Consider the following 23,125-nt stretch of genomic DNA (forward strand, 5'->3'; position numbering starts at 1 on the left):
CTTCCCACCGCACGCGCGGGCCGGCCCCCGGCTGCCGCCTCCCTGACGCCCCGCGCGTGCGGGTCCGGGCAGGGAGGAGGACGGTGGACACATGGGCGATCGGAAAACCCTGGAACTCCTCCTCGACACGTACGGGCGCACGTACGCCGACGAAGCCGGCATCCGGTTGCGCGACACGCCTCAGCCCTTGTACCAGCTCCTCGTCCTGAGCCTGCTGCTGAGCGCGCGCATTCGTGCCTCCGTCGCGGTGGCGGCCGCGAAAGCGCTCTTCGCCGACGGCATGCGCACCCCCCGGCGGATGGCGGACGCGACCTGGCAGCAGCGTGTCGACGCGCTGGGCAGGGGCGGCTACCGGCGGTACGACGAGCGGACCGCGACGCAGCTCGGCGACGGCGCGCTCCTGCTCCTCGACCAGTGGGCCGGTGACCTGCGACGGCTCCGCCGGGAGGCCGACGGCGACACGGAGGCGCTGCGCGCGGGGCTGCGGCGCCTGCCGGGACTCGGACCGGCCGGTGCGGACATCTTCGTACGTGAGGTGCAGGCCGTCTGGCCGGAGGCCGGTCCGTGCGTCGACGCCAAGGCGTTGCAGGGCGCGGAGCGCCTGGGCCTGCCCACCTCCCCCGATGCCCTGCTGCGTCTGGCCCGCGGTCGGGGCTCCGGCGGCTCCGAACCTGACGGCTCGGGTTGGGGCTCGGGCTCCGGCGGGACGGAGCCGGCGGTGCTCGCTGCGGCGCTGGTGCGAGCGGCGCTGGACAAGCACGCCGCCGAGTCCATCGGGCTGTCCGCCGGGGCGTGACCCGGCGCAGGGCGCTCATGAGCGATCGGTCGTGCTGCTGTGCGCCGTCACGTAATGGGCTGAGTTTCGCCCTGCGAGTTGCCACATCCGGCCCCTACCTTCAGCATGAAGTGACCTGTCTGGAGGGTCGTCTCACCCGGCCGCGTACGGCCCAGGGACGAAAGGGCGCACGATGGCCGCGTACTTCGAGAACAGCACTGACGACCTGGTGCCGAATGCGCTGGCCGGTTTCGCCCGCGCCCATGCGGATCTCGTCGTCCACGACGTGGAGAACGGCTTTCTCGCCGCTCGCCACACCGCACCGTCCCGCCGTGTGGGCCTGCTCTCCGGCGGCGGATCGGGACACGAGCCGATGCACGCGGGCTTCGTGGGCGCGGGGATGCTGGACGCCGCCTGCCCGGGACGGGTGTTCGCGTCACCGCACAACCGGCAGGTGTACCAGGCGTCGCTCGCGGTGGCCCGCGCGGAGGGCGTACTGCACATCGTGAAGAACTACACCGGCGACCGGATCAACTTCGGTATCGCCGCCGAGCGCCTCGTCCACCAGGACATCCCCTGCGCACGCGTCCTCGTCGACGACGACCTCGCGTCCGACTCCGAGGACATCGCCGCCGGGCGCCGGGGCACAGGGGGCACGGTTCTGCTGGAGAAGATCCTCGGCGGCGCGGCCGACACGGGTCTCGGCCTGGACGAACTGGCCGGCCTCGGGGCTGCCCTGGCCGCCCGCTGCCGGACGCTCTCCGTCGCGTCCACCGCGCACACCGCACCCACCACCGGCCGGCCGGCGTTCGAACTGGCCGCCGACGAGCTGGAGTACGGCGTCGGCATCCACGGCGAGCGCGCCGACCGCACCAGGAAGGCGGGCCCCGTCTCCGCTCTGGTGGAGGAGATGACGGACACCCTGCTGGCCGCCCTCCTGCCAACTCCGGAGGAACCGGTCGTGGCGCTGGTCAACGGTCTGGGCGCGGTCACTCCCCTGGAGCTGTACGGCGTCTTCGGCGAACTGGGCCGGGTGCTGGACGAACGCGGTGTCCTTCTCGCCCGCCATCTCGTCGGCGACTACGTCACGGCGCTGGACATGCGGGGGTTCTCCCTCACTCTGCTGGTGGCCGATTCCCGGACGCTGGGCTACTACGACGCACCGGTACGGACCGCGGCACTGCGCTGGTGACCGGGGAGCGGGGCGCGCAAAACTCAAGGAGAACGCCATGGCTACAGCTTTCGACAGCACGTTCACGAGCGGCTGGATGGACCGGTTCGCGGCTTCGGCCCATGCCACCGAGACGGAGCTGACCACGCTCGACCAGCAGGTGGGCGACGGCGACTTCGGGGTGAACCTCAGCGCCGGGGTACTGGCCACGCAACGGCTGCGGAGCGAGGGCGAAGGCTTCGCGCAGGACGATCCATCGGCTCCCCTGAAGAGTGCGGCCAGTGCTTTCCTGGACGAGATCGGAGGCACCAGCGGGCCGCTGTTCGGCTTGCTGTTCCAGGCGCTCGGCGCCGCGGTCGCCGCGGAGGGACCCGCCCTCACCACGACGGGTCTCGCCGCGGGCGCGGAGAACGGCCTCGCCGCCATACGCCGGGTGGGTGACGCCAAGCCCGGTGACAAGACGCTGGTGGACGCCCTGACTCCGGCTGCCGGAGCTCTGCGGGCGGCACCGGACGGCACCCCGCCGGACCACGCGCTCGCGCTCGCCGCCGATGCCGCCTGGCAGGGCGTGCGGGACACGGCGGCGCTCCGGGCGCGGATGGGCCGCGCCAGCTACGTCGGCGAACGCGCCTCGGGCATACCCGATCCCGGAGCGGTGGGCGTCGCCCTGCTCTTCGCCTCGGCGGCCGACACCATACGGTCCCTGGGACCGCATCTGCGGATCACCGGGTGACCCCTGCGCCCGCCTCCCGCCCGCTGCGTCCCGTCCGGACGGGGCGGGCGTCAAGGGGACCGGAGCGGAGCACGCATGCGAAAGGATGAACGAACTTCGCGCATGCGCTGGTCCCGATCGTCGACCTGACCAGGGCCCGCAGGGGGTTGTCGCGCGGAAGAAGGGGCGGGGCCGGGTGCGTGCGACCGCAAGGCGCCGGAACGGCCTTGCAGCGGAGCTACCAGGGCGTTCCGGCAACGCCGCGAGCGCGCGTACCCGGCCCCGCGACGCCGCGAACCAACCCCGTACAGGCCCTGGGTCGCCCCGACCTTCCCCACCCTTCCCCACTCTTCCGCACCGATGACCGGGTGAGCCGAACGGAGTTCCCAGGTCCGGAGGGCGTACTGCCACGTACGGTGGGTCCGTTGCCGAGCCGGTCCGTCGTGACAGGGCCGGCCACGGGCGGTTGGAACGGCGGGGAAGGAAGATCAGCATGACGAAGGCGGCGGCCGGCGGACTGGACGAGCGCGTGGTGGGACGTAAGTGGACGGTGCGTCTGGACGCGACCGGCTGCGGCGGTACGACGGTGCGCGTCACCTGCAGCCGGCCGTCCTGCGTCGAGCGGCGTCTGCCGTCGACGGCAGAGGGACGGGCGGCGGCGATCGCCCACCTGAAGGCCCATCTCAAGGCAGCCGCCGAACCGCGGGCCCACGCGTACTGCGCCTGCAAGGCCGAGAACTGCGGCGCGCACATCCGTCCCACCACCGGCCGGTACGAGCCCCCCCCGACCTGGCGGTGCGGCGGCGCGGTCGTCCTGACCGTACTCGCCGACCGGGAGGGTCGATGGTGGCAGGCGATGGAGTGCTGCTCCCGCTGTGCCGCCGCCACACCCGGCGCCAGGATCGTCGCCACCGCTCCCGTCGTCTCCGCCCCGGCGGTTGCCGCTCCCCGGCCCGTGGGTGACCGCCCGTCGGTCGCCGCGCAGTTCTCCGACAGTTCCACGTCCGCGTCCATGCCCGCCCCCCCGCCCGGGGCCGGACCCCGGAGGGTGCCGAAGCCCCGCTCCACACAGGTGCGCCGCCGCCACGGGTACGAGAAGATCGCGCAACGGATCATCCCGCACGACCTGCGCCCCGTCGTCCTGCGTGACGAACTCGTCGAGCTCGGGCATCTGTTCCGCGGCTACCAGCAGCGCACCGAACCCGACTTGGCACTGCTCGCGGAACTCCACTCGCGCAAGGCGCAGGCGTTCATGACCTGGTCCGACGTCACCGGGGACGTCACCCTGCGGCTGGAGGCCGAGCGCGCCGCGCACGCCGCCACCGCCGCCCGTCTCCAGCACCAACAACGCACCGGCGCCAGTGCGGACGGTGAGGGGCCGACGGTGGAGAGGTTCCTGATCGGGCCGATGCAGTGGACCAACGCGCGCTCCGTACTCGCACACCTGGCCGATCACGCCCCGCTGCCCGGCGCGGAGGCGCGGCTCCTGACCGTGATGCTGACCCTGCGCACCGCGCACACCGGCACCGGCAACCTCGTCGGACAGGACATCAACGGGCTGAACCTGACGGAACCGGAGGCCCTGCTGACCGAGCTGGCGGAGTCCGGCTGGATGTCCTTTCCCGGCGCCGTGGGTGACATCATCGAGGCCCGGCCGGAGAGCCCTGTCCCCATCACCGTCCCTTCCCTGGTGCCCGGGGAGGACGGTACGGGCCCGCTCACGTTCGGCCGGAAGATGCGCCCCAAGCTCAGCGGGTGGGCACAGCGGGTCGTCGGGGACAAGAAGCTCCGCAAGTCGAAAGCCTCCCCCGCCACCCGGCTGCTGGCCCTGACCCTGGCCGCCCGGACCAGCTTCGACGGACGGCTCGGCGCCGACGGCGCGGGCGTCGGTCTGGAAGCTCTCGCCGCCTGGTGCCCCGTGGATCCGGGCGAGTTGCCCGCGTTGGTCGAGCGGTTGACGGCGGCGAAGTGGCTGGCCGAAGCCGCCGTCACGGACACCCTGATCACCGGACAGGTGTCGGAACGCATCCTGCCGCTCACCTGCCCCTGTCCCTGAGGGCCTGCGGGGTGCGGGTGCCGCCCCGTTCTTCCGGCCGGCACCCGCATGACGGACCGGGCGGCACCCGAACGACTCGAAACAGGTGTCGCCCGCCCGGCGGGCGGGATGGGTGGCTCCCGCGCCGACCTTGGATCCGCCGGCCACCACGTGCCCTGCGGCGGACTGTCAGTCCTCGCCGGCGATGTGTGTCTCCGCCCAGGCCACCAGGTCCGGATCGGCGAGACTGGCGACCCAGGAGTCGGCGTGCTCGGCACCGGGTCCGTCGGGGAACGGTCCGGTGCCCAGGACCCGGAGACCGGCCTTCCGCGCGGAGACGATGCCGGTGACGGAGTCCTCGACGGCGAGTGCCTCCTGCGCGGGAACCCCGCAGAGGCCGGCAGCGACCGTATAGACGTCCGGATGCGGTTTCGGCCGCACGCCGTCGCCCGCGACGACCACATGGTCGAAGTGGCCGAGCAGACCGGCGCGGTCGAGGCTCGACTCCACCATGTCCAAAGGACAGTTGCTCGCCACCGCCAGGGGAAGATGCCGGGCGGCGAGCCGTACCAGCGCCGCCGCACCGGGCATGGTGACGGGATCGTCGGCGACCAGTGCCGTGAAGTGTCTGAGCAGGGAGTCCGTCATGTCGTCGGCGAAGTCGGGTTTTCCGCACTCCTCGGCCATGAGAGCGCCGCACTCGGTGTAGTGGACGCCCTTGGCCCGTTCCGCGAAACCGGCCGGAGGACGGAGGCCGAACTCGGTGAAGACCCGCTGACGGGCGTCCTGCCAATGGCTTTCGGTGTCCATCAGGGTTCCGTCGCAATCGAAGACGATCGCCGACGGGGACCAGGAGAAAATGCGATGAGCTGTCATTTCTCTGCCGTTCTCGGAGAGTGCACCGGCCCCGCCCGGTCTGCGGGTGCAGTGACACGGGGCTGCCGGAGAGGCGCACTCGACTGCTGAGATCGCGATGGCGCACGATCTCGATGACCGCACGCGGAGACGGAATGCTGCCGTCTCCCGGGCACGCCGCGACGGACGCATTTCCGCCCTGTCCGGGGTGAGCCCGAAAACATCGTAGTGGCTACGTTAATTTCGGGATCACGCGTCACGCAATCACTACTTCGAGTGTTTGACGGCGGAGCAACGACGGAGCGAGCACCCGGAAGCCCGCCGTGCCGGCCTGCCTGCGGAGTGACGACGCGACCGGCAACCAACCTTTTTCCGCAGCGAGTTGAGCTGGTCTGGAGCGCGTCCGCAGAGGCTCTCCGCCAGGTCCGCCCGCCACCCCGCCTGCGAACCGGTTTACGAATTCTTCAATGGCACACACGCGCAGGCACAGTCGAAGAATAATAAAATCTCCGCGCGCCGAATCTTCGACATCGGAACACGAGCACAGCCCTGCGCCATGCATAATCAGACAATTGATCGAAGGTAGAAATCTTGTGCAAGACAGAGCGCAAGCAACCCGGAGAGCCCTCCTGGAATCCGCAGCACACCTATTTGTCGAACAGGGATACGCGGGCACCAGCATCAACGAAGTCGGTGACCGCTCGGGTCGCACCAGCGGAGCGATCTACTTCCACTACTCCAGCAAGGAGAAGCTGGCTCTCGCGGTCGTCCGCGCACAGTTCGCCAGCTGGCCGCAGCTGAACGCCCGGTACACCGCTCCGGGCATCCCCCCACTGGAGAAACTGGTCGCCCTCAGCTTCGATGTCGCCCACACCTTGCGGGAGGACGTCATAGCCCGCGCCGGCGCCCGACTGTGGAACGAGCGCCGCAGTATCGACGCGGCCGTACCCGCACCGTTCGCCGGGTGGACCGCGGCCGTGACGCGGTTGCTCGCCGAGGCGCGGGCGAGAGGCGAACTCGCCGGAGGAATCGATCCCTCTGGCACGGCCACCACCCTCGTCTGTTCGTTCTTCGGGCTCTACACCCTGACCGACGAGGTGGCCGGCGAGCGGGAACTGGGCGCCAGGCTGAACCAGTGGTGGCTGCTGGTCCTCGGGGCGTTGCAGGCGCGGCCCGATCCGGCCGCCCTGCTCGCCCGGGTACGGGCACGCCTCGCGGCGAACGGTGTCCGCATCCCGGTGCGGACGCGGCCCCTGGCCGCCGCTGCGGCCGAAGACGCACAGCGCGACGTGGCGGCGCACGGATAGTGCCGCGTCACCGGAGGATGTCCGGGCCGTCGCGTCGACCGCGTGGGGTGTTCGGCTGACCGGAGAGCCCGGAAGGGGGGTGGGGCCGGCTCAGCGGGAGGCCGGACCCGCCCCACCCCCTCGCGAGGGGTGAGCGCAGGCGATTTCGCCGATGGCCGGCTGCCTCCTGCTCCGAGACTCTGGTCGGGCCAGTCACACCGCAGCCATCCGCCCACTTCTCAGGAGCATCCATGCGTCGTTCTCCGCGCCGTCTCCTCGGCGTCCTCGCGGCTGCCGCCGCCGCGTTCACCCTGTTCTCCTCGGCGTCGACGGCCGGTGCGGCCGATTCGGCCTCCGCGCCGGCCGCCTCCGTCGCACGGCCGACCACCGCCGTCCAGACCCTGTCGACCAGCACCCCGGTCGTGTTCGTCCACGGGTACACCGGCAACGCTTCCAACTGGGTGACCGCCAAGAGCGTCTTCCAGCTCAACGGCTGGTCCAGTTCACGGCTGTTCGCCTACGAGTACAACTCGTACGGCAGCAACATCACCAACGCCCAGGGCCTGGCCACGTACGTCGACAACGTGAAGGCGCAGACCGGTGCGAGCACGGTCGCGATCGTCAACCACTCGATGGGCGGCCTGGTCAGCCAGTACTACCTGAAGGTGCTGGGCGGCAACACCAGCGTCAGCCACCTCGCCTCGATCGCCGGGGCGAACCACGGCACCACGTTCGCCAGTGCCTGCCTGATGTACACGACGTGCCAGCAGATGTACCCCGGCTCCTCGTTCATCTCCCGGATCACCTCGGGCGACGAGACGCCCGGCACCACCAAGTACGCCACCTGGTACTCGGCGTGCGACGGCGTCATCCTCCCGTACACCAGCACCAAGCTGGACGGCGCGACGAACAACAACGTGGCCTGCCAGACGCACATCGGGTACCTGACCGACACGGTCGTGCTCGGGCGGATCGCCGCCTTCGTCGCCTCCTGACCGCCGGCGGCCCGCCCCGGGCTCTCCGGGACGGGCCGCGCACCCCACGGTCGGCACGCACCCCGCCCCGGGCCTCCGGTGCGCTTGCGGGCTCCGGCTCGCCCGGTTCCCAGGATCCTGCCGAGAACACCTCAGTCGGTACAGAACTCATTGCCCTCGATGTCCAGCATCGGGATGCACGCGTCGTTCCCGTCGTACAACGTCCGCACGTGTACCGCGCCGAGCGGCACCAGTCGTGCGCATTCGGCCTCGAGCGCGGCGAGGCGCTCCCTGCCCACCAGCCCGGTGCCGACCCGTACGTCGAGATGCAGCCTGTTCTTGGCGGCCTTCCCCTCGGGGACGCGCTGGAAGTACAGTCGCGGGCCCACACCGGAGGGATCATCGCAGGCGAACCACACATCCCGCTGCTCCGGGGGCTGCGAGTGCCTGTAGGCGTCCCAGGAGGCAGCTCCTTCCGGTGGCGGCGGTACGACGTACCCCAGCACTTCGCACCAGAAACGAGCGAGGCGCTCGGGTTCCGCGCAGTCGAAGGTGACTTGGAACTGCTTGACCGACGGCATCGGTCCACCATACCGGCGCGCCCCCGGCGTCCTGGGCTTCAAGCGCCGCCCCTCTCACGGCCTTCCGCCCCCGGCCGCCCCGTCGAATCCCGGCCGGCACGAGGGCCGGCCGTCGCCTCCCGCGCCCCCGGCGGGACCGTACGGCGCACGGCAGCAATTGGCTACCGCAGTTGACCCGCGCAGTTGACTCGCACTGTTGACCCGAGCAGTTGACTCGAACAGCCGGTTCCGACCAGCGCCCGCGAACAGCCGGATCCAGCATGACGCCTCCCAAGTGGGCCGGATCGGGGCCGTGTCGGAGACGACCGGTGACGAGGACAGGGCCGTCCGCATCAGCGCCACACGGAGGGCGACCGGCCGGGGCGACTCGCGCAGCCCGACTCTGGACACATGTGCGCATCCGCGCAGGGTGATTTCCTGGCGCGCCGGGGGTGCGTCACGACCGGGAACGCCGCTCCGCGTTCGTATAGTTCACGGGGCTCATGACCTGGGACCGGGGCCCGCTCGGCGGTTCCGCAGCCCGCGACCCCGCCCCCGATCCCGCCGGGTCCCTGACAATAAGGAGTCGGCTCATCGCCCGTCGACGGTCTCCCGGGAGACGCCCCGTGTTCACGGCGCTCCGTTGTGGTGAAGAGGTGACTTCCAGACTCGCTCCACCTCCGGCGCTCACGGCAGCCACACGCCGACGGTTCGTGACCGTCACCGCCGCCGCTGCCGCCCTCGCCCTGTCCGGTGTTCTGCCCAGCGCCGAGGAGTCCGCCGCCGCGCCCGCCGCTCGGCTCAAGGACGATCCCTTCACCCTGGGTGTCGCCTCCGGCGACCCGCTGCCCGACGGGGTCGTCCTCTGGACCCGGCTGGCTCCCGACCCCCTCGCCCCTTTCAGCGGAATGGACCGACGCACCTACCCCGTGCAGTGGGAGGTCGCCTCCGACGAGCGGTTCAGCAGGATCGTGCGGCGCGGCACGGCCCAGCTGACCCCCGAGTTCAACCACACCGCCCATGTGGACGTCCGCGGCCTGGAGCCGTGGCGCGAGTACTTCTACCGGTTCCGCTGCGGCGGGTTCATCAGTCCGGTGGGGCGTACGAAGACGGCGCCCGCCGCCCAGCAGCTCCTGCCGCGCCTCTCGCTGGCCTTCGCCTCCTGCCAGGCGATCTGGGAGGGCTGGTTCACCGCCCACCGCGACCTCGCGGCCCGCCGCCACGACGTCGTGCTGTTCCTCGGGGACTACATCTACGAGTTCGGCATCAACCGCGGCGTACGTCCGGGCGACGGCGACGAGCACAACACCCGTCAGACGGTGACCCTGGACGACTACCGGCAGCGGTACGCCTCTTACAAGCTCGATCCCGATCTCCAGGCCGCCCACCACTCCGCACCGTGGATCGTGGTCTTCGACGACCACGAGATCGTCGACAACTGGGCGAACCTCGCCGCCTCCGGCACCAATCCGGACGACTTCCTGATCCGTCGGGCCAACGGGTTCCGGGCGTACTGGGAGAACATGCCACTGCGCGCTCCGCAGTTCCCGAAGGGCCCCGACATGCAGTTGTACCGGCGGCTCTCCTACGGTCGGCTCGCCCAGTTCTCGATGCTCGACACCCGTCAGTACCGGGACGACCAGGCGAACGGGGACGGCACCAAGGCCCCGAACGCGGCGACCGCCGACCCGGCGCGCTCCATCCTCGGTTTCCCGCAGGAGCGCTGGCTGCTCGACGGGCTCAGCGGTTCGCGGGCCCGCTGGAACGTCCTCGGACACCAGACCGCCATCACCCTGCTCGACACGACGTACGGGCCGGACGTGGCCGTGCCGATGGACACGTGGGACGGGTACAGCGCCTCCCGCGACCGGCTGCTCGGCGGCATCTCGGACCGCGGCGTCCGCAACGTCGTCAGCCTCGCCGGTGATCTGCACCGCAGCGTCGCGAGCGATCTGGCGCTCGACTTCCACGACCCCGACTCCCGAGTGGTGGCGACCGAGTTCGTGGGCACCTCGATCACGTCCGGACTGGACGGACAGGACCTCGACGCCACCGGGCGGGTGCTCCTCGCCGAGAACCCGCACATGAAGTTCGGCAACTTCCAGCGCGGTTATGTGAGTTGCGAAATCACCCCGGATCTCTGGCTGGCCGACCACCGTGTCTGCGACCGGGTCACCGTCCCTGACGGCACGGTGAGCAGCCGGACCGTTCTCGCCGTCGAGGACGGCGTCCCCGCCGTCCAGCAGGCCTGAGGAGCGAGCCATGAAGACAGCTGTGAAGAGCGTCCGCACGGTCACCGCCGTCGCCTTCGTCGCCATCACCGCGAGCACCCTCGCCACCGGTGGCTCGGCGCACGAGGCCCGCGCCGACACCCGGTGGCCGGTGGCCGGATCACCGGTCGCCGAGCGTGTCTCCCTCAAGTCGTCCGCCACCCCCGTGGTGCTCTCGGTCTCGCCGTCGAGCCTCACCGGATCCGAACTCCCCTGCCTGCCGACCAAGTTCAGCGTCTCCATGACCAACACCGGCACGACGGCCCTCTTCGCCGACGCGACGCTGACCGCCGAGGCGCCGATCACCCTCTCGGACCAGGTGTTCTCGACCTACCTGCCGGCCGCCGACCCCGATCGGCCGGTGACGCGCTCGGTGGGCGTGCGCGTGCCCCCGGGCACGGCATCGGGCACCTACGACCTGACCGCGGTCTCGGGCAAGCAGCGGGTCGTGGTCCCGCTCACGGTCCAGGCCCCGCCCCCGCCCGGGCCGGGCACCGACCTGGCCTACGGCAGGGCGGTGACCGCTTCCTCGACCCACGGGAGCTTCACGACCTGCGCCGCCGTCGACGGGGACAGCGACTACCTGCACTGGGGCTCCGGCTACGGCTGGAACGACGCGGACAAGGGCGTCTTCCCCGACTGGCTCGCGGTCCAGTGGCCCGAACCGGTCGAGCTGGGACGGATCGAGACCGTCACCTACGGCACTCCGGCCCGCCCGGCGGCGCTCCAGGGCATCAAGGACTTCGACGTGCAGGTGCGGTCCGGCGGCGCGTGGCTGACCGTCGGGTCCTACCGGGGCAACACCCTCGACCGGGTCGTCACCACCTTCGACCCGGTCACCACGGACGGGGTCCGGGTGTTCGTCCACGCCTCCAACAGCGGCGACTACTCACGGATCCTCGAAGTGGAAGCGTACGCACCGGAGTAGGGCCTGTCCGGACGCATGCAGCGAGGTTCCGGAGCGGGCAGGTGCCGCCGCTCCGGACCCTCGTCATCGACGGGTGTTCGGTCGGGCGTCCTGTGCCCCGGCAGGCGATTTGACTGGTCTCCGCGCACTCCGCTATTGCTGTCGTTGACCCGCACGGGCACGTTGCGGCGGCAGGGGGGTGGGGCGCGTGATCGCATTCTGGTGGGTGGTCGTCCTGGTGGCTCTGATCGCGTGTCGGACCGCCTGGCGGTTCTTCCTCCGCTACCCCGGCGGATGGACGTACGCGTTCCACCAGCAGCACCGGAAGGACCGGCAGGCTCTGGACAACGCCCGCGGTGCCGTACGGGAACTGCGCAGGACCGCCCGTCGTGAGACGTGGCAGGCGTGGACCGCAGTGAAGCGGGCCAGGTCGTCCTACCGCCGCGAGGTCCGCCGCGCCGAAGCCGAACTCCAGCGGTTGCGCACTCCACACCGCGGCGCTCGCATCGAGCAGCTGGGCGCGATCACCCTGCACGAGCACGGCATCCTCGTCGGCGAGGACGAGCTGCCTCTGGCCGGCGTGCACGTACGTTTCGAGCTCGCACGCTCCTCGCACGTGTCCTACGTCTACCTCACCGAGCCGGACGGGCGGGAGCGCATGGAGCGCTACGACGGTGAGGAATTCCCCGAGGAGACGGTGCGCCGGTTCAGCGTGCGTCTCCGGAACGCGGCAGTGGCAGCGGTCCGGTCCCGTGAGGCACGCGCTGCCGACATCGCCACGGCCGAGACTGCTCTGCGCGAGGCCGAGGAGGCGACCGAGCCGATGGAGGTGGCGCAGGAACGGTTGGAGGAGACACGTGAACGCCACGAGTCCGATCCGAGGCTCCCGCGCGCACGGGCAGCGCTCGACGACGCCCGGAGGGAGTGGCAGGACCGCACTGGGCGCCGCCCGCTGTAGGCCGTGTCCGGCGGTTCCCGCCGGGCGTGCGGCTACGCGTCCGATGCGCTGCGCACCACGGCGGACAGCGTCCAGGCCGCGAGTGCGGCGACGACCACGCCGAAGGCGATTCCCGCGGTGCGCAGCCCGAACAGGTCGGCGGCGAGGCCCACTCCCACGACCGGCAGCGCGAGTGCCACGTAGAGCACGGTGAAGTAGACGGATGCCAAATCGCCCCTGCGCTGCGCGGGAGCGGCCGCGTTGATGTCGGCGAGGCCGGCGCGGAAGCTCGTTCCCTGGCCCGCTCCGGCGACGAGGCCGCCGGCGAGCAGGAGACCGAACGACGCGGTGGCGAAGCCCGCGGTGAGCAGGAGCATGCCGAGGATGAGGCCGGCGCACCCCACGGGGAGGGAGTGCGGGCCGAAGACCGGTACCAGGACGACCTGTCCGACCGCCGAGGCGCAGAAGATCGCGCAGATCACCAGTCCGGCGGCGGTCAGGCTGTGTACGTCGAGGAGCTCGCGCAGGAACGAGGGGACCACGGCGGTGAACAGGCCGAGCACCGCGAACCCGGCGAAGCCCGCGAGGGACGACCGCAGGAAGACGCCGCGCATGGGGTGAGGGATCTGCGGCCGGGCAAGTCGCAGGCGTGGCCGGCCCGGGGCGGCGGCGACGGGCTCGGGCATGACCCATACGGCCACGAACGCGAGTACGAGAAGCCCGAGGTCGAGCGCGAAGGGCAGCCGCAGCGGGGCGGGCGCGTACTCCGCCAGCAGGCTTCCGATCAGTGGGCCGCTGCCGAGGCCGGCCATCTGGGTGACCGTGGCCACCAGTGTGGCCCGCTCGGGGCTCCGGGAACCTGCCAGATCGACGATGGCCGCGGTCGCCGTTCCCGTGAAGAGACCGGCGGAGAGCCCGGACAGCAGACGGGCCGGGAACAGCAGCGCGAGTTCGGACGCGGCCAGGAAGATCCCGGAGCTGGCCATGGAGAGGGCCAGCCCCGGCAGGAGTGTGCGGCGCCGTCCGATCTCGTCCGACACGTGTCCGCAGCACAGCAGCGCCACTACGACGCCGACCGCGTAGGTCGCGAAGATCACGGTGATCATCAGCGTGGAGAAGCCGAACTCCTGCTGGTACAGGACGTACAGCGGGGTGGGCAGGGTCGTGCCCATCATCGTCACGGCGAATGCCGCCGCCACCAGCCAGATGCCGAGCGAGTCCGGGGCGGTGCGGCGCTGCCGGGGGTTCGACCGGTGAGAGAAGGACATGGAACTCATGATGGACGAATTGCCCTGAAAAACCCCATAAGCTCGCGAGATCGCAGGGCGCCGAGGCGGACCGTCCGGCTTCCCTGCCCACGTTGCACGCTCCCAACTGGCAACAGGGGTATGGGTTTCCGTCCTGAGCTGGAAGAACCGCCCGTTGCTCCGGAAGCAACCTCCCGCGCAACAGCTCTTTCCGCCATCCCTCACCTTGATCAAGTAGCGCAACAGTTCGGCGACACTTCATTCTGTTCGTCACCCGCTCCGTCTCGAGTCGGAGCGGGACCGACGCCCCGCACGGGCGGGGCAGACTCATGGAGGTTCGCGTGAATCGCTCACTGGTGCCGCTCAGAACGGCACTGATCTTCCTCCTGGCCGTGCTCAGCGGCGTGACGGCAGGAGGGCTTTCCTGGCTGGCGGGGGAAGGCTCTCCGCGGAGTGCCCTGGCCGCTCTCGGCGTCGCGGGGCTCGCCATCCCGTTCTTCGACCGGCTGATCGCGTCCGCCGAATCCGGTGACGTTCGTACGGAGGACCGCGACCATGGGTGAACTGCGGCCGCTGGGCCAGGACCTGACGCAGGAGTCCCGGGCACTCGCCGAGGCCCTGAGAAAGCTCTTCGAAGGGCTGGAGGTCTCGGTACGCAGATATGCCGCGAGGCGCCAGCGCGACCCCGGAACATTCTCGCGCTACCTCAACGGAACACGCTTACCGCCCTGGGCGGTGATCCTGGATCTGTTCACGGACCTCGCGGAGCACCGCGGCGCCACCGTCACTGCGGCGACCATCGACTTCGTACGCGACCTCTACGGATCTGCGGTCGACGCCGGTTCCTCCCCCAAGCTCGCTGTGCAGATCATCGAGCAGCAGCTGGCCGACGCGGACCGGGTGTCACGCCGCTCCAGCGTCCGCGGCGATGTGCTCGGAGACGCGCTCCTGGACCGCGCGACACGCATCGCGGACCTGGAGGTGCGACTGAACCAGATGGAGGCGACACTCGTTGCCGAGCGCGAACGCGCCGGGCAACTGGCTTCCGCCCACTCCGATGCGTCGGAGTTGCTGGAGGAACGGAACGCCCTGCGGCAGGAGGTGGCCCGGCTGCGGACCCAACTCGCGGCGGCCCAGGAGCAGCAGGCGGACGCGGACGCGCGGTGCGACCTGCTGGAGCGACAACTCGAAGCCGTCGAGCGCCCGGTGGCTCTGGTCCAGGCCCAACCGGAGCCGCTGCCCAAGGTGCTGGTGGTGGACGACCAACCCGACAACCTGATGGCCATGACAGCGGTGCTGGAGACGCTGGACCAGGAGCTGGTCACGGTGTCCTCGGGGCGGGAGGCCCTCAAAGCGCTGCTTCACCACGACGACTTCGCCGTCATCATCATGGACGTACAGATGCCCGAGATGGACGGCTACGAGACCGCCGCCCACCTCAAGCGCCGGCCTCGGAACAGGGACGTGCCGATCATCTTCCTCACCGCGATGGGCGTCGACCCCGAGCACACCGCGCGCGGGTACGCGGCCGGAGCGGTCGACTACATCAGTAAGCCCTTCGATCCGTGGGCCCTGCGCGCCAAGGTCGCCGTGTTCACCGAAATCCACCTCGAACGAAGGGTGAGCCACCCCAACTGATGAGTCGGGCGCCGGACTCTCCGGGTCCGGCGCCCGACATCGTGCCGTACCGCACCGGTCCCGGTGGTACGACACCGTGGACCGCAGACCGCTCCCGTGGCCACGTCGGTGGCCGGGAGCGGCATCGCCGCGCCCGCCGGCGGACGGGCCGGCGGGCGCGGTCAGATGGCGAGCGGGGTCAGGCGCCCGCCCTCCGCTTGTTCCACACGTCGAAGCCGACGGCCGCCAGCAGTACGAGGCCCTTGATGACCTGCTGCCAGTCGGTCCCCACCCCGACCAGGTTCATACCGTTGTTGAGCACACCGAGGACCAGGCCGCCGATGATGGCTCCCAGGACGGTGCCCACGCCACCGCTCATCGACGCCCCGCCGATGAACGCCGCCGCGATGGCTTCCAGCTCGAAGTTCACACCGGCCTTCGGAGAGGCCGCGTTGAAGCGCGCCGCGAAGACGAGCCCGGCGAGCGCGGCGAGCATCCCCATGTTGAGGAAGACCGCGAAGGTGACCTTCTTGTCCTTGACCCCGGAGAGCTTCGCGGCGGGCAGATTCCCCCCGATCGCGTACACATGACGTCCGATCACGACGTTGCGCATCACGTATCCGAAGCCGACCAGCAGCACGGCCAGGATCAGAAGCACCACGGGCGTGCCCTTGTAGCTGGCGAGCAGCATCGTCGTGACCAGGATCGCCGCGACGAGCGCCGCCGTCTTCAGCGCGAACAGAGCACCGGGGAGCGGTTCCAGGGTGAACTCGCGCTGGCGTCGGCGGTCCCGGACCTCCTGGTACACCACGTACCCGGCGAGTCCGATCCCCAGGAGCAGCGTGATGTTGTGGTAGTTGGTCTCCGGTCCCACCTCGGGCAGGAAGCCGTTGGCGACCTTCTGCAGCCCTTCCGGGAACGGGCCGAGGGTCTGCCCCTTGAGGAAGATCTCCGTCAGCCCGCGGAAGAGCAGCATGCCCGCGAGGGTCACGATGAACGACGGGATGCCGACATAGGCGATGAAGAAGCCCTGGAGCGCGCCCGCGGCGGCTCCCAGCAGCAGAGTGAGCAGCACCGCGACGGGCCAGGGAACGTGGTGCTCGACCATGAGCACTGCTCCGATGCCACCCACCAGGGCCATCAGGGAGCCCACCGACAGGTCGATGTGCCCGGCGATGATGACGATCATCATGCCGATGGCCAGGATGAGGATGTAGCTGTTCTGCAGCACCAGGTTGGAGACGTTGCGCGGCAGCAGCAGATCACCTCCCGTCCAGATCTCGAACAGGAGCACGATCAGGCCGAGCGCGAAGAGCATCCCGTACTGGCGCATGTTGCGCCGGACGCCGTCGAGGAGCACTCGGCCCACCGGCCCCCCTGCGGACCTGTCGCCCGGCGGCGCCGGCGTGGTCGTGTTCGTGGTGACGTCGGTGCTCATGCCTGGTGTCCTTCGCTGGGGGTGGCACCTGCGGTGACTGCCGGTGGTGCTGTGGTGTCCCGGGTCATGTGCCGCATCAGCACTTCCTGGGTGGCGTCCTCACGGGACACCTGACCGGTCAGTCGTCCGGCGGCCATGGTGTAGATGCGGTCGCACATGCCGAGCAGTTCGGGCAGCTCGGAGGAGATGAAGAGGATCGCCTTGCCCTCGGCGGCGAGCCGGTCGATCACGGTGTAGATCTCGAACTTCGCTCCGACGTCGACCCCGCGGGTGGGCTCGTCGAGGACCAGGACGTCCGGCCCGGCGAGGATCCACTTGCTGAGGACGACCTTCTGCTGGTTGCCGCCGGAGAGCCGGCCGACCGGTTCGAGGACGTTCGGAGCCTTGATGTTCATGGTTTTCCGGTACCGATCGGCCACCTTGCGTTCCTCGTGGCTGTCGACGATGCCGCGCCGGGCGAGGGAACCCAGGGAGGCGAGGGAGATGTTCCGACTCACGGAGTCCCCGAGGTCGAGACCGTAGTGCTTGCGGTCCTCGGTGACGTACGCGATGCCGTTGGCTATGGCCTCGGGAACCGTGCGCGTCCGTACCTCGCGGCCGTCCCTGAAGACGGAGCCCTGCTCGTAGCGGCCGTAGGAGCGGCCGAAGACGTTCATCGCCAGCTCGGTCCGGCCCGCACCCATGAGCCCGGCGATGCCGACGATCTCCCCGCGGCGGACGTGGAGCGAGACCCCGTCGACGACCTTGCGGCTGCGGTCGAGGGGATGCCGGACGGTCCAGTCCCTGATCTCCAGGGCCGGTTCGGTGTCGGCCGCTCCCTCGTAGGGTGTGCGGTCGGGGAAGCGGCTGTCGAGGTCCCGTCCCACCATGCCGCGGATGATGCGTTCCTCGGTGGTTGCCGGGTCCGCGACGTCCAGGGTCTCGATGGAGCGTCCGTCGCGCAGGATGGTGACGGAGTCGGCGATCCGGGCGATCTCGTTCAGCTTGTGCGAGATGATGATCGAGGTGATGCCCTGGCCCTTCAGTTCCCGCATCAGCCGCAGCAGCTTCGTACTGTCCTCGTCGTTGAGCGCGGCGGTCGGTTCGTCGAGGATCAGCAGCCGGACGTTCTTCGCCAGGGCCTTCGCGATCTCCACCAATTGCTGCTTGCCGACGCCGATGTCGGCGACCCGGGTCTCGGGATGTTCGTCGAGCCCGACCCGCCTGAGCAGTTCGGCCGCACGGCGCAGCGCCTCGCGCCAGTCGATGACTCCCCGCCGGGACGGCTCGTTGCCGAGGAAGATGTTCTCGGCGATCGACAGGTAGGGAACCAGGGCGAGTTCCTGGTGGATGATGACGATGCCGCGCCGCTCACTGGCCCTGATGTCCTTGAACCGGCACGGCTCGCCGTCGAAGACGATCTCGCCCTCGTAGGTCCCGTGCGGGTGGACGCCGGACAGGACCTTCATGAGTGTCGACTTGCCGGCACCGTTCTCTCCGCACAGGGCGTGCACCTCTCCGTGCGCCACGGAGAGGGTCACCTCCGACAGTGCCCTGACTCCGGGAAACGTCTTGACGATGGACCGCATCTCGAGGATGGGGCCGGTGGGGGGCGTGGCCGGGGTGGGTGCCGCGGAGGAGCGGGGCGCGGCGGGGGTCACCCAAGCTCCCCGGCGTCGATGTAGCCCGAGTCGACCAGGACCTTCTTGTAGTTCGACTTGTCGACGCTGACCGGGTCGAGCAGGTAGGCCGGAACCACCTTCTTGCCGTTGTCGTAGGTGGTGTCGTCGTTGGTCTTGGGCTTCTTGCCGTCGAGAACGGCGGACACCATGTCCGCGGCGACCTGGGCGAGGGCCCGGGTGTCCTTGTAGACGGTCTGGGTCTGCTGGCCCGCAATGATCGACTTCACGGAAGCGACCTCCGCGTCCTGACCGGTGACGATCGGCAGCGGCTTCTTGGCGCTTCCGTAGTCGTCGGACTTCAGGGCCGACAGGATGCCGATGGAGATGCCGTCGTAGGGGGAGAGCACGGCGTCGACCCGGCCGGTGGAGTAGGACGAGGTCAGCAGGTCGTCCATGCGCTTCTGCGCCGTCCCGCCGTCCCAGCGCAACGTGGTGACCTGGTTGAGCTGGGTCTGCTTGGAGCGTACGACCAGTTGCTTCTTGTCCAGGTAGGGCTTGAGTACCTTCATGGCGCCGTTGAAGAAGTACTTGGTGTTGTTGTCGTCGTTGGACCCGGCGAACAGCTCGATGTTGAAGGGCCCCTTCTTCGCGCCGCCCTCCAGCCCCAACTTGTCGACGATGTACGTGGCCTGGAGCTCGCCGACCTTCTCGTTGTCGAAGGAGGCGTAGTAATCGACGTGCGGGGAGCCCAGGATGAGCCGGTCGTAGGAGATCACCGGGATGTGGGCGTCCGCCGCCTGCTGCAGGACGTTGGAGAGCGCCTCGCCGTTGATGGCCGCCACGACGAGGGCGTCGACGCCCTGAGTGATCATGTTCTCGATCTGGGCGACCTGCTGGTCGGGGTCGTCCTCGCCGTACTGCAGCGTCGCGGAGAAACCGGCCTTCTTCAGGCTCGCCGTCATGTTCTTGCCGTCGGCGATCCACCTCTCGGAGGACTTGGTGGGCATGGCGATGCCGATGGTCAGGTCCTTCTTGTCCTTCGACTCCTCGCTTCCCCCCTCGCCGTTCTGCCCGCAGGCGGTCAGGAGCAGGGCACAACCGGTGGTCACGGCCAGAAGAGCGTATGCGGATCGGAGTTTCGTCATGAGCGTTACCTGGTAATCCTGTCGTCGAGGCGGCTCTGTCCGGAACGACCTCGGCGGCAGCAAGCATGCTCGCGCCGCTGGACAGCGTCGTCCCGGCTTGGCGGCCGAGGCTCAGCAGTCTCGGCAGAGCTCGATTGTTAGCGCTCACAACGGGGTCGTACAAGAGGCGTTGAGGTTTTTCTCGTGTCGATACCCAGCCGTAAGCAGGAAGATGGGCGGCAAACGTGGCGCATCCCCCAGAAAGCGTGCATCGTCAGCCACTCGCCGCCGGCCACCCCCGCCCGCCACCACCGGCGTTCCCCCGGCGCCGGCGCGTCGGCGGGCGGAGGGCAAACGGGTCTCCTCGACGGCCTTCGGAACGCCGGGCGAGCACCTACCGAGCACCCGCCAGGCGGTCGACCGTCGAAGAGCGCGGCCCTGGCTGTCGAACGAACCTGGCACACATGCGACTTCGGCGTGTGCGTGTCGACAACACGTGAGCCGATCCACCCCCCGAACGGGCCCAAGGGGTAATGCGCGGGCCCCGCCGTGACCAACCGGCAGCCGAGCCGACGGACCCGCCTCGGCCGACGTCGACCCGCGCAGCATGCCAACCTCCGCCCAGGAGGGCCGTGTTGGCGCTCCAGCTACCTCAACTACCGCTGCGCCACGGGTATGCGGCGGATGCGTCGATCCCGGCGGACATGCACCGCCCCCATGCGTGCATTGGGCCGGGAATCCCTGACGCGGCGCCGGTCACGCGCCCGGGAGGAAAAGGCAGAACACGTGCCCGTGAGGGTCGCGGAGAACCCGCACGTCCTTTTGGGGCTGGTGCTCCTCCAGCGTCGCGCCCAGTGCGCAGGCGCGCGCGGTCTCCGCCTCCAAGTCGTCGACCTGCACGTCCAGGTGTGCCTGCATCTGCTGGGTGCCGGGCCGTGGGGGCCATACGGGGACGGCGTGACCGGCCTCCAGTTGGAAGCTGAGACTGGGGCGCTCCTGTCCGACTGCACGCAGCCGGACCCACTCCGCCTCCCGCTCGACTTCCTCCCAGCCCAGGAGAGCCCGGTAGAAGTCGGCCAGGGCGGGCGGGTCCGGAGTACCGAGAACACATGCGCCGAGCAATGTCGTCATGCCCTTCGCCTTCCCCGATACGCACCCGTATGCATCAGCGGCCCGACGGTAGCCCGTAGTGACTACGGGGCGGTGGCGCCGTCCGGAGCGCCGTGATACCGCCCCTCCCTCAGAGAGGCGGCTCGGTGAGGAGTTCCCGCAGCCAGCGGGCACTCTCCGTCTCGCCGAGGCCACTCGCACCGCCGGACGTTCCGGCGAAGAGGCGGCCCCAGGAGCGGGCCCGGCCGATCGCTCCGAGCCGCCACGCCAGAGTGACGGCACGTCGCAGTTCAGCAGCCGCGGGACCCGTTCCCGTCCACGGCTCCAGGTAGGCGTCACGCAGGCGGGGCAGCGCCTCGGGCCCGTAACGTTCACGGGCCGTCCGGGCGGAGATCAGGAGGCTGCAGAAGGGGTGGGAGACCGCCGCGTCGCCCCAGTCGAAGAAGGCGAAACGGCCCGGCTCAGGGGCGAACACCTGACCGTCGTGCAGGTCGGAGTGGTCGAGGGAGTCGAGGACACCGATGGCCGTGAGTTCGGTGCACCAGTCCGCAAGGCGGGGGCGGAGTGCCAGCAATGCCCTGCGGTCGGCCTGCCCCAGAGCCGGGTTCTCCTCAACCATCCTGTCGAAGATCTCCGGCAGGGCGGCCACCCGCCGGTTCGGGACACCGAGGGCTTCCATCCTCTCCGTGAACGGCGTCAGCTCCCGCTGCACTTCGGCGAACCGGCGCAGCATGTTCTCCCAGTCGGGCAGGCCCGCACCACCGCGGTCCAGGGCGTCCCGGAAGAGCCGGCCTCCGTCAGGCGTCAGCGACCACCCCCGCTCGGCGTCGACGGCGATCGGCTTCAGCACGTGGCCCGGGACCCAGTGCGCCAGGGCGTCGGTCAGAGCCGCCTCGAAGGCACCCTCGGGCGGGCCGGCTTTGAACCACACGGCGCCCAGTTCCTCGACGGGCATCCGCACCGCAACGGACCACGGTCGCAGCCGCACCGTCCGCCGACCCACTTCGCGCAGCCCGTGGGCCGCCAACTCCCGCTCCGCCCACGCGAGGGCGGCATCCCGCCACGCATCGGTCGCCCAGGGCGTCACCGCGTCCTGGTACTGCCCCCGGTCCACCGCCACCGATTCGTCACGCCGCATCGCCCCATCCCACCACCGCGCCCGCCGCCGGCACCATCCGTTTTCCGCGACCGGATCACCCGCCACCGGTCCCGGAACACGGCCGTCGCGGTCCTCCGCATGCCTATGGGACGGCGACTGCTCCCTGCCGCCGTAGCGGTTCCGGGAGTCCGTACGTCATGAGGGTCGGCGGATCACGCTGTTGTCGTCCGCCACCTCGTACAGGTCGATCCTGAGCGATCGGCGCACGGCGGCCGGGACCCGCTCGGCGGCCTTGACGGACGAGGTAGGCACGATCAGGGCGTAGCGCGTGGCCGGGGATTCGTGCGTCATCCGGCGCAGGAGTTGCCCGTAGGCGATGTCGACGTCCGTGCCCTTCTCCTTGGTGCGCCCCTTGGCCTCCCCGACAAGGCGCTCGTCACCGCGCAGGGCTTCGATGTCGGTCCATTCGTCAGTGGGGGTGACGGGGGTCCAGCCCTCGGCGATCAGCCAGCACCTGAAGGCGTCGGTCACACGGTCTTCGTCACTGGTCCGCATCAGGAGCGTCCGTACTGTCTCCAGATCGGAAAGCCGGGTGCGGCGCAGCCGGCCCCTGCCGTCGGCATCGAGATCAGCCGGACGGATCACCACGAGCCGCAGACCGTGGGCCGGAATCCCGGTGTCCCTGCGGGCGTCGTACAGCGCGCGCTGTTCGCCGCGGTGCACGCCGCTGATGGTCAGCCTCTCCGGCTTGTCGAAGATCGGCACCGGCTGGTCGTGCTGCAGTTCGCGGTACTCGACCACCAGTCGGTGGCCGTGCCAGTACGAATCGACCGGTAGCTTCACCTGTCGTCCGGTGGCCCCTGGATCTCCCAGCAGCCAATCGAACCGATGCCCGCGCCGGCCGGCTTCCCCGAGGATCTCGTCACACATGTCGAGTACGTACGCCTCGTCGCTGTCTTCTCGGCTCATGGCTTCGGATGATCCCATCCGCCGGTGACCGCAGACCCGGGTTCGCCCACAACCGCCCGCTCAAGACAGGAAGCGGCCGCGCAGGCACCTCTTGGGGACGATCGCGAGCGCTCCCCCGGGCCGCCGCGGCCCGGTGGGAGGCAGGCACGCCTGGCGTACGGGGTGTTCGCACCGGGCGGTCGGGCTCCGGGTGTCGGCGTGGGACACCCTGGGGAGTGTCCGGGAGGGAACGGGGAAGCACTGGGCCCGGTCGCGCCCGACAGCACCCTGGGCCTCGGGCAGGTCGACCCCCAGCGTCCGCGAGGTCCTGTGGTTCCTCCGGATCACCGCCCTGCCCCGCCCCGCGACCACGTCCTGCCCTGGCCCACCTGGCACCGCCCCAACCGGCACCAGGCCCACCACCACTGGAACAACATCGATGCCGCAGCGCCCACGTGA

20 protein-coding genes are annotated in these 23,125 nt (G+C 70.1%); 11 read left to right on the forward strand and 9 right to left on the reverse strand.

The genetic code is table 11. The features are described from left to right. The first annotated feature begins 91 nt into the window (after positions 1-91). The 4 genes from ACFYPN_RS23885 (at position 92) to ACFYPN_RS23900 (ending at position 4,714) form a co-directional block, all read left to right on the forward strand. Positions 92-796: an endonuclease gene (locus tag ACFYPN_RS23885; RefSeq protein ID WP_358757575.1), complete on the forward strand. Its 705-nt coding sequence runs from the start codon at positions 92-94 to the stop codon at positions 794-796. A 172-nt stretch (positions 797-968) separates the two neighbouring features. Further along, positions 969-1,967, forward strand: a complete 999-nt coding sequence (locus ACFYPN_RS23890) for a dihydroxyacetone kinase subunit DhaK (protein ID WP_358757576.1) — start codon at positions 969-971, stop codon at positions 1,965-1,967. A 37-nt stretch (positions 1,968-2,004) separates the two neighbouring features. Then, positions 2,005-2,679: a dihydroxyacetone kinase subunit DhaL gene (dhaL, locus tag ACFYPN_RS23895; protein ID WP_358757578.1), complete on the forward strand. Its 675-nt coding sequence runs from the start codon at positions 2,005-2,007 to the stop codon at positions 2,677-2,679. 472 nt (positions 2,680-3,151) lie between these two features. Beyond that, on the forward strand, positions 3,152-4,714 hold the full coding sequence (locus tag ACFYPN_RS23900; protein ID WP_358757580.1) for a hypothetical protein: 1,563 nt from the start codon (positions 3,152-3,154) through the stop codon (positions 4,712-4,714). Between the two features lie 168 nt (positions 4,715-4,882). Here the strand turns inward: ACFYPN_RS23900 and ACFYPN_RS23905 are convergent, their stop codons facing one another. After that, positions 4,883-5,569, reverse strand: coding sequence for an HAD family phosphatase (locus ACFYPN_RS23905; RefSeq protein WP_358757582.1), 687 nt, complete (start codon positions 5,567-5,569; stop codon positions 4,883-4,885). Between the two features lie 572 nt (positions 5,570-6,141). On the opposite strand from ACFYPN_RS23905, the gene ACFYPN_RS23910 reads away from it, so the two are divergent. Both ACFYPN_RS23910 and ACFYPN_RS23915 read left to right on the forward strand, forming a co-directional pair. Then, the gene (locus ACFYPN_RS23910) at positions 6,142-6,855 is read left to right on the forward strand and encodes a ScbR family autoregulator-binding transcription factor (RefSeq protein WP_358757584.1); all 714 of its coding nucleotides are present in this window, start codon (positions 6,142-6,144) and stop codon (positions 6,853-6,855) included. A 230-nt stretch (positions 6,856-7,085) separates the two neighbouring features. Beyond that, a complete protein-coding gene (locus tag ACFYPN_RS23915) occupies positions 7,086-7,829 on the forward strand; it encodes an esterase/lipase family protein (RefSeq protein ID WP_389300836.1) in 744 nt (247 codons plus the stop codon). Between the two features lie 131 nt (positions 7,830-7,960). On the opposite strand, the gene ACFYPN_RS23920 is transcribed toward ACFYPN_RS23915, so the two are convergent. After that, positions 7,961-8,389 carry a VOC family protein gene (locus tag ACFYPN_RS23920; RefSeq protein ID WP_358757587.1) on the reverse strand — a complete coding sequence of 143 codons (429 nt, stop codon included), beginning with the start codon at positions 8,387-8,389 and terminating at the stop codon, positions 7,961-7,963. Positions 8,390-9,081: 692 nt separating this feature from the next. On the opposite strand from ACFYPN_RS23920, the gene ACFYPN_RS23925 reads away from it, so the two are divergent. The 3 genes from ACFYPN_RS23925 to ACFYPN_RS23935 all read left to right on the forward strand — a co-directional run bounded on the left by ACFYPN_RS23925 (position 9,082) and on the right by ACFYPN_RS23935 (position 12,503). Further along, complete coding sequence (locus ACFYPN_RS23925; protein ID WP_358757588.1) at positions 9,082-10,620, forward strand: alkaline phosphatase D family protein; 1,539 nt, start codon at positions 9,082-9,084, stop codon at positions 10,618-10,620. Between the two features lie 10 nt (positions 10,621-10,630). Next, positions 10,631-11,566 carry a discoidin domain-containing protein gene (locus ACFYPN_RS23930; protein ID WP_358757589.1) on the forward strand — a complete coding sequence of 312 codons (936 nt, stop codon included), beginning with the start codon at positions 10,631-10,633 and terminating at the stop codon, positions 11,564-11,566. A gap of 187 nt (positions 11,567-11,753) precedes the next feature. After that, entirely contained in the window at positions 11,754-12,503 is a 750-nt protein-coding gene (locus ACFYPN_RS23935; protein WP_358757591.1) for a hypothetical protein, read from the forward strand. Between the two features lie 32 nt (positions 12,504-12,535). Here ACFYPN_RS23935 and ACFYPN_RS23940 read toward each other — a convergent pair whose 3' ends face one another. Then, positions 12,536-13,750 carry an MFS transporter gene (locus ACFYPN_RS23940; protein WP_358757592.1) on the reverse strand — a complete coding sequence of 405 codons (1,215 nt, stop codon included), beginning with the start codon at positions 13,748-13,750 and terminating at the stop codon, positions 12,536-12,538. A 320-nt stretch (positions 13,751-14,070) separates the two neighbouring features. Here ACFYPN_RS23940 and ACFYPN_RS23945 point away from each other — a divergent pair, with 320 nt between their 5' ends. Both ACFYPN_RS23945 and ACFYPN_RS23950 read left to right on the forward strand, forming a co-directional pair. After that, complete coding sequence (locus ACFYPN_RS23945) at positions 14,071-14,292, forward strand: hypothetical protein (RefSeq protein WP_358757594.1); 222 nt, start codon at positions 14,071-14,073, stop codon at positions 14,290-14,292. Then, positions 14,285-15,367 (forward strand): response regulator, encoded by a 1,083-nt coding sequence (locus ACFYPN_RS23950; protein WP_358757596.1) that lies wholly within the window; start codon positions 14,285-14,287, stop codon positions 15,365-15,367. Before ACFYPN_RS23945 ends, ACFYPN_RS23950 begins: the two co-directional genes overlap by 8 nt. 178 nt (positions 15,368-15,545) lie before the next feature. Here the strand turns inward: ACFYPN_RS23950 and mmsB are convergent, their stop codons facing one another. From mmsB to ACFYPN_RS23980, 6 genes are all read right to left on the reverse strand, one after another. After that, positions 15,546-16,784, reverse strand: a complete 1,239-nt coding sequence (gene mmsB, locus ACFYPN_RS23955; RefSeq protein ID WP_358757598.1) for a multiple monosaccharide ABC transporter permease — start codon at positions 16,782-16,784, stop codon at positions 15,546-15,548. Continuing rightward, positions 16,781-18,352: a multiple monosaccharide ABC transporter ATP-binding protein gene (mmsA, locus tag ACFYPN_RS23960; RefSeq protein WP_358757642.1), complete on the reverse strand. Its 1,572-nt coding sequence runs from the start codon at positions 18,350-18,352 to the stop codon at positions 16,781-16,783. Before mmsA ends, mmsB begins: the two co-directional genes overlap by 4 nt. A 68-nt stretch (positions 18,353-18,420) precedes the next feature. Then, positions 18,421-19,530, reverse strand: a complete 1,110-nt coding sequence (gene chvE / locus ACFYPN_RS23965; RefSeq protein ID WP_358757600.1) for a multiple monosaccharide ABC transporter substrate-binding protein — start codon at positions 19,528-19,530, stop codon at positions 18,421-18,423. A 735-nt stretch (positions 19,531-20,265) separates the two neighbouring features. Beyond that, positions 20,266-20,640, reverse strand: a complete 375-nt coding sequence (locus ACFYPN_RS23970; RefSeq protein WP_358757602.1) for a VOC family protein — start codon at positions 20,638-20,640, stop codon at positions 20,266-20,268. A gap of 109 nt (positions 20,641-20,749) precedes the next feature. Then, on the reverse strand, positions 20,750-21,757 hold the full coding sequence (locus ACFYPN_RS23975) for a phosphotransferase (RefSeq protein ID WP_358757604.1): 1,008 nt from the start codon (positions 21,755-21,757) through the stop codon (positions 20,750-20,752). Positions 21,758-21,913: 156 nt separating this feature from the next. Beyond that, the gene (locus ACFYPN_RS23980) at positions 21,914-22,687 is read right to left on the reverse strand and encodes a hypothetical protein (RefSeq protein WP_358757606.1); all 774 of its coding nucleotides are present in this window, start codon (positions 22,685-22,687) and stop codon (positions 21,914-21,916) included. Between the last annotated feature and the right edge of the window lie 438 nt (positions 22,688-23,125).

This window comes from Streptomyces sp. NPDC005576 (assembly GCF_042871745.1).
In the GTDB taxonomy this organism is placed as follows: domain Bacteria; phylum Actinomycetota; class Actinomycetes; order Streptomycetales; family Streptomycetaceae; genus Streptomyces.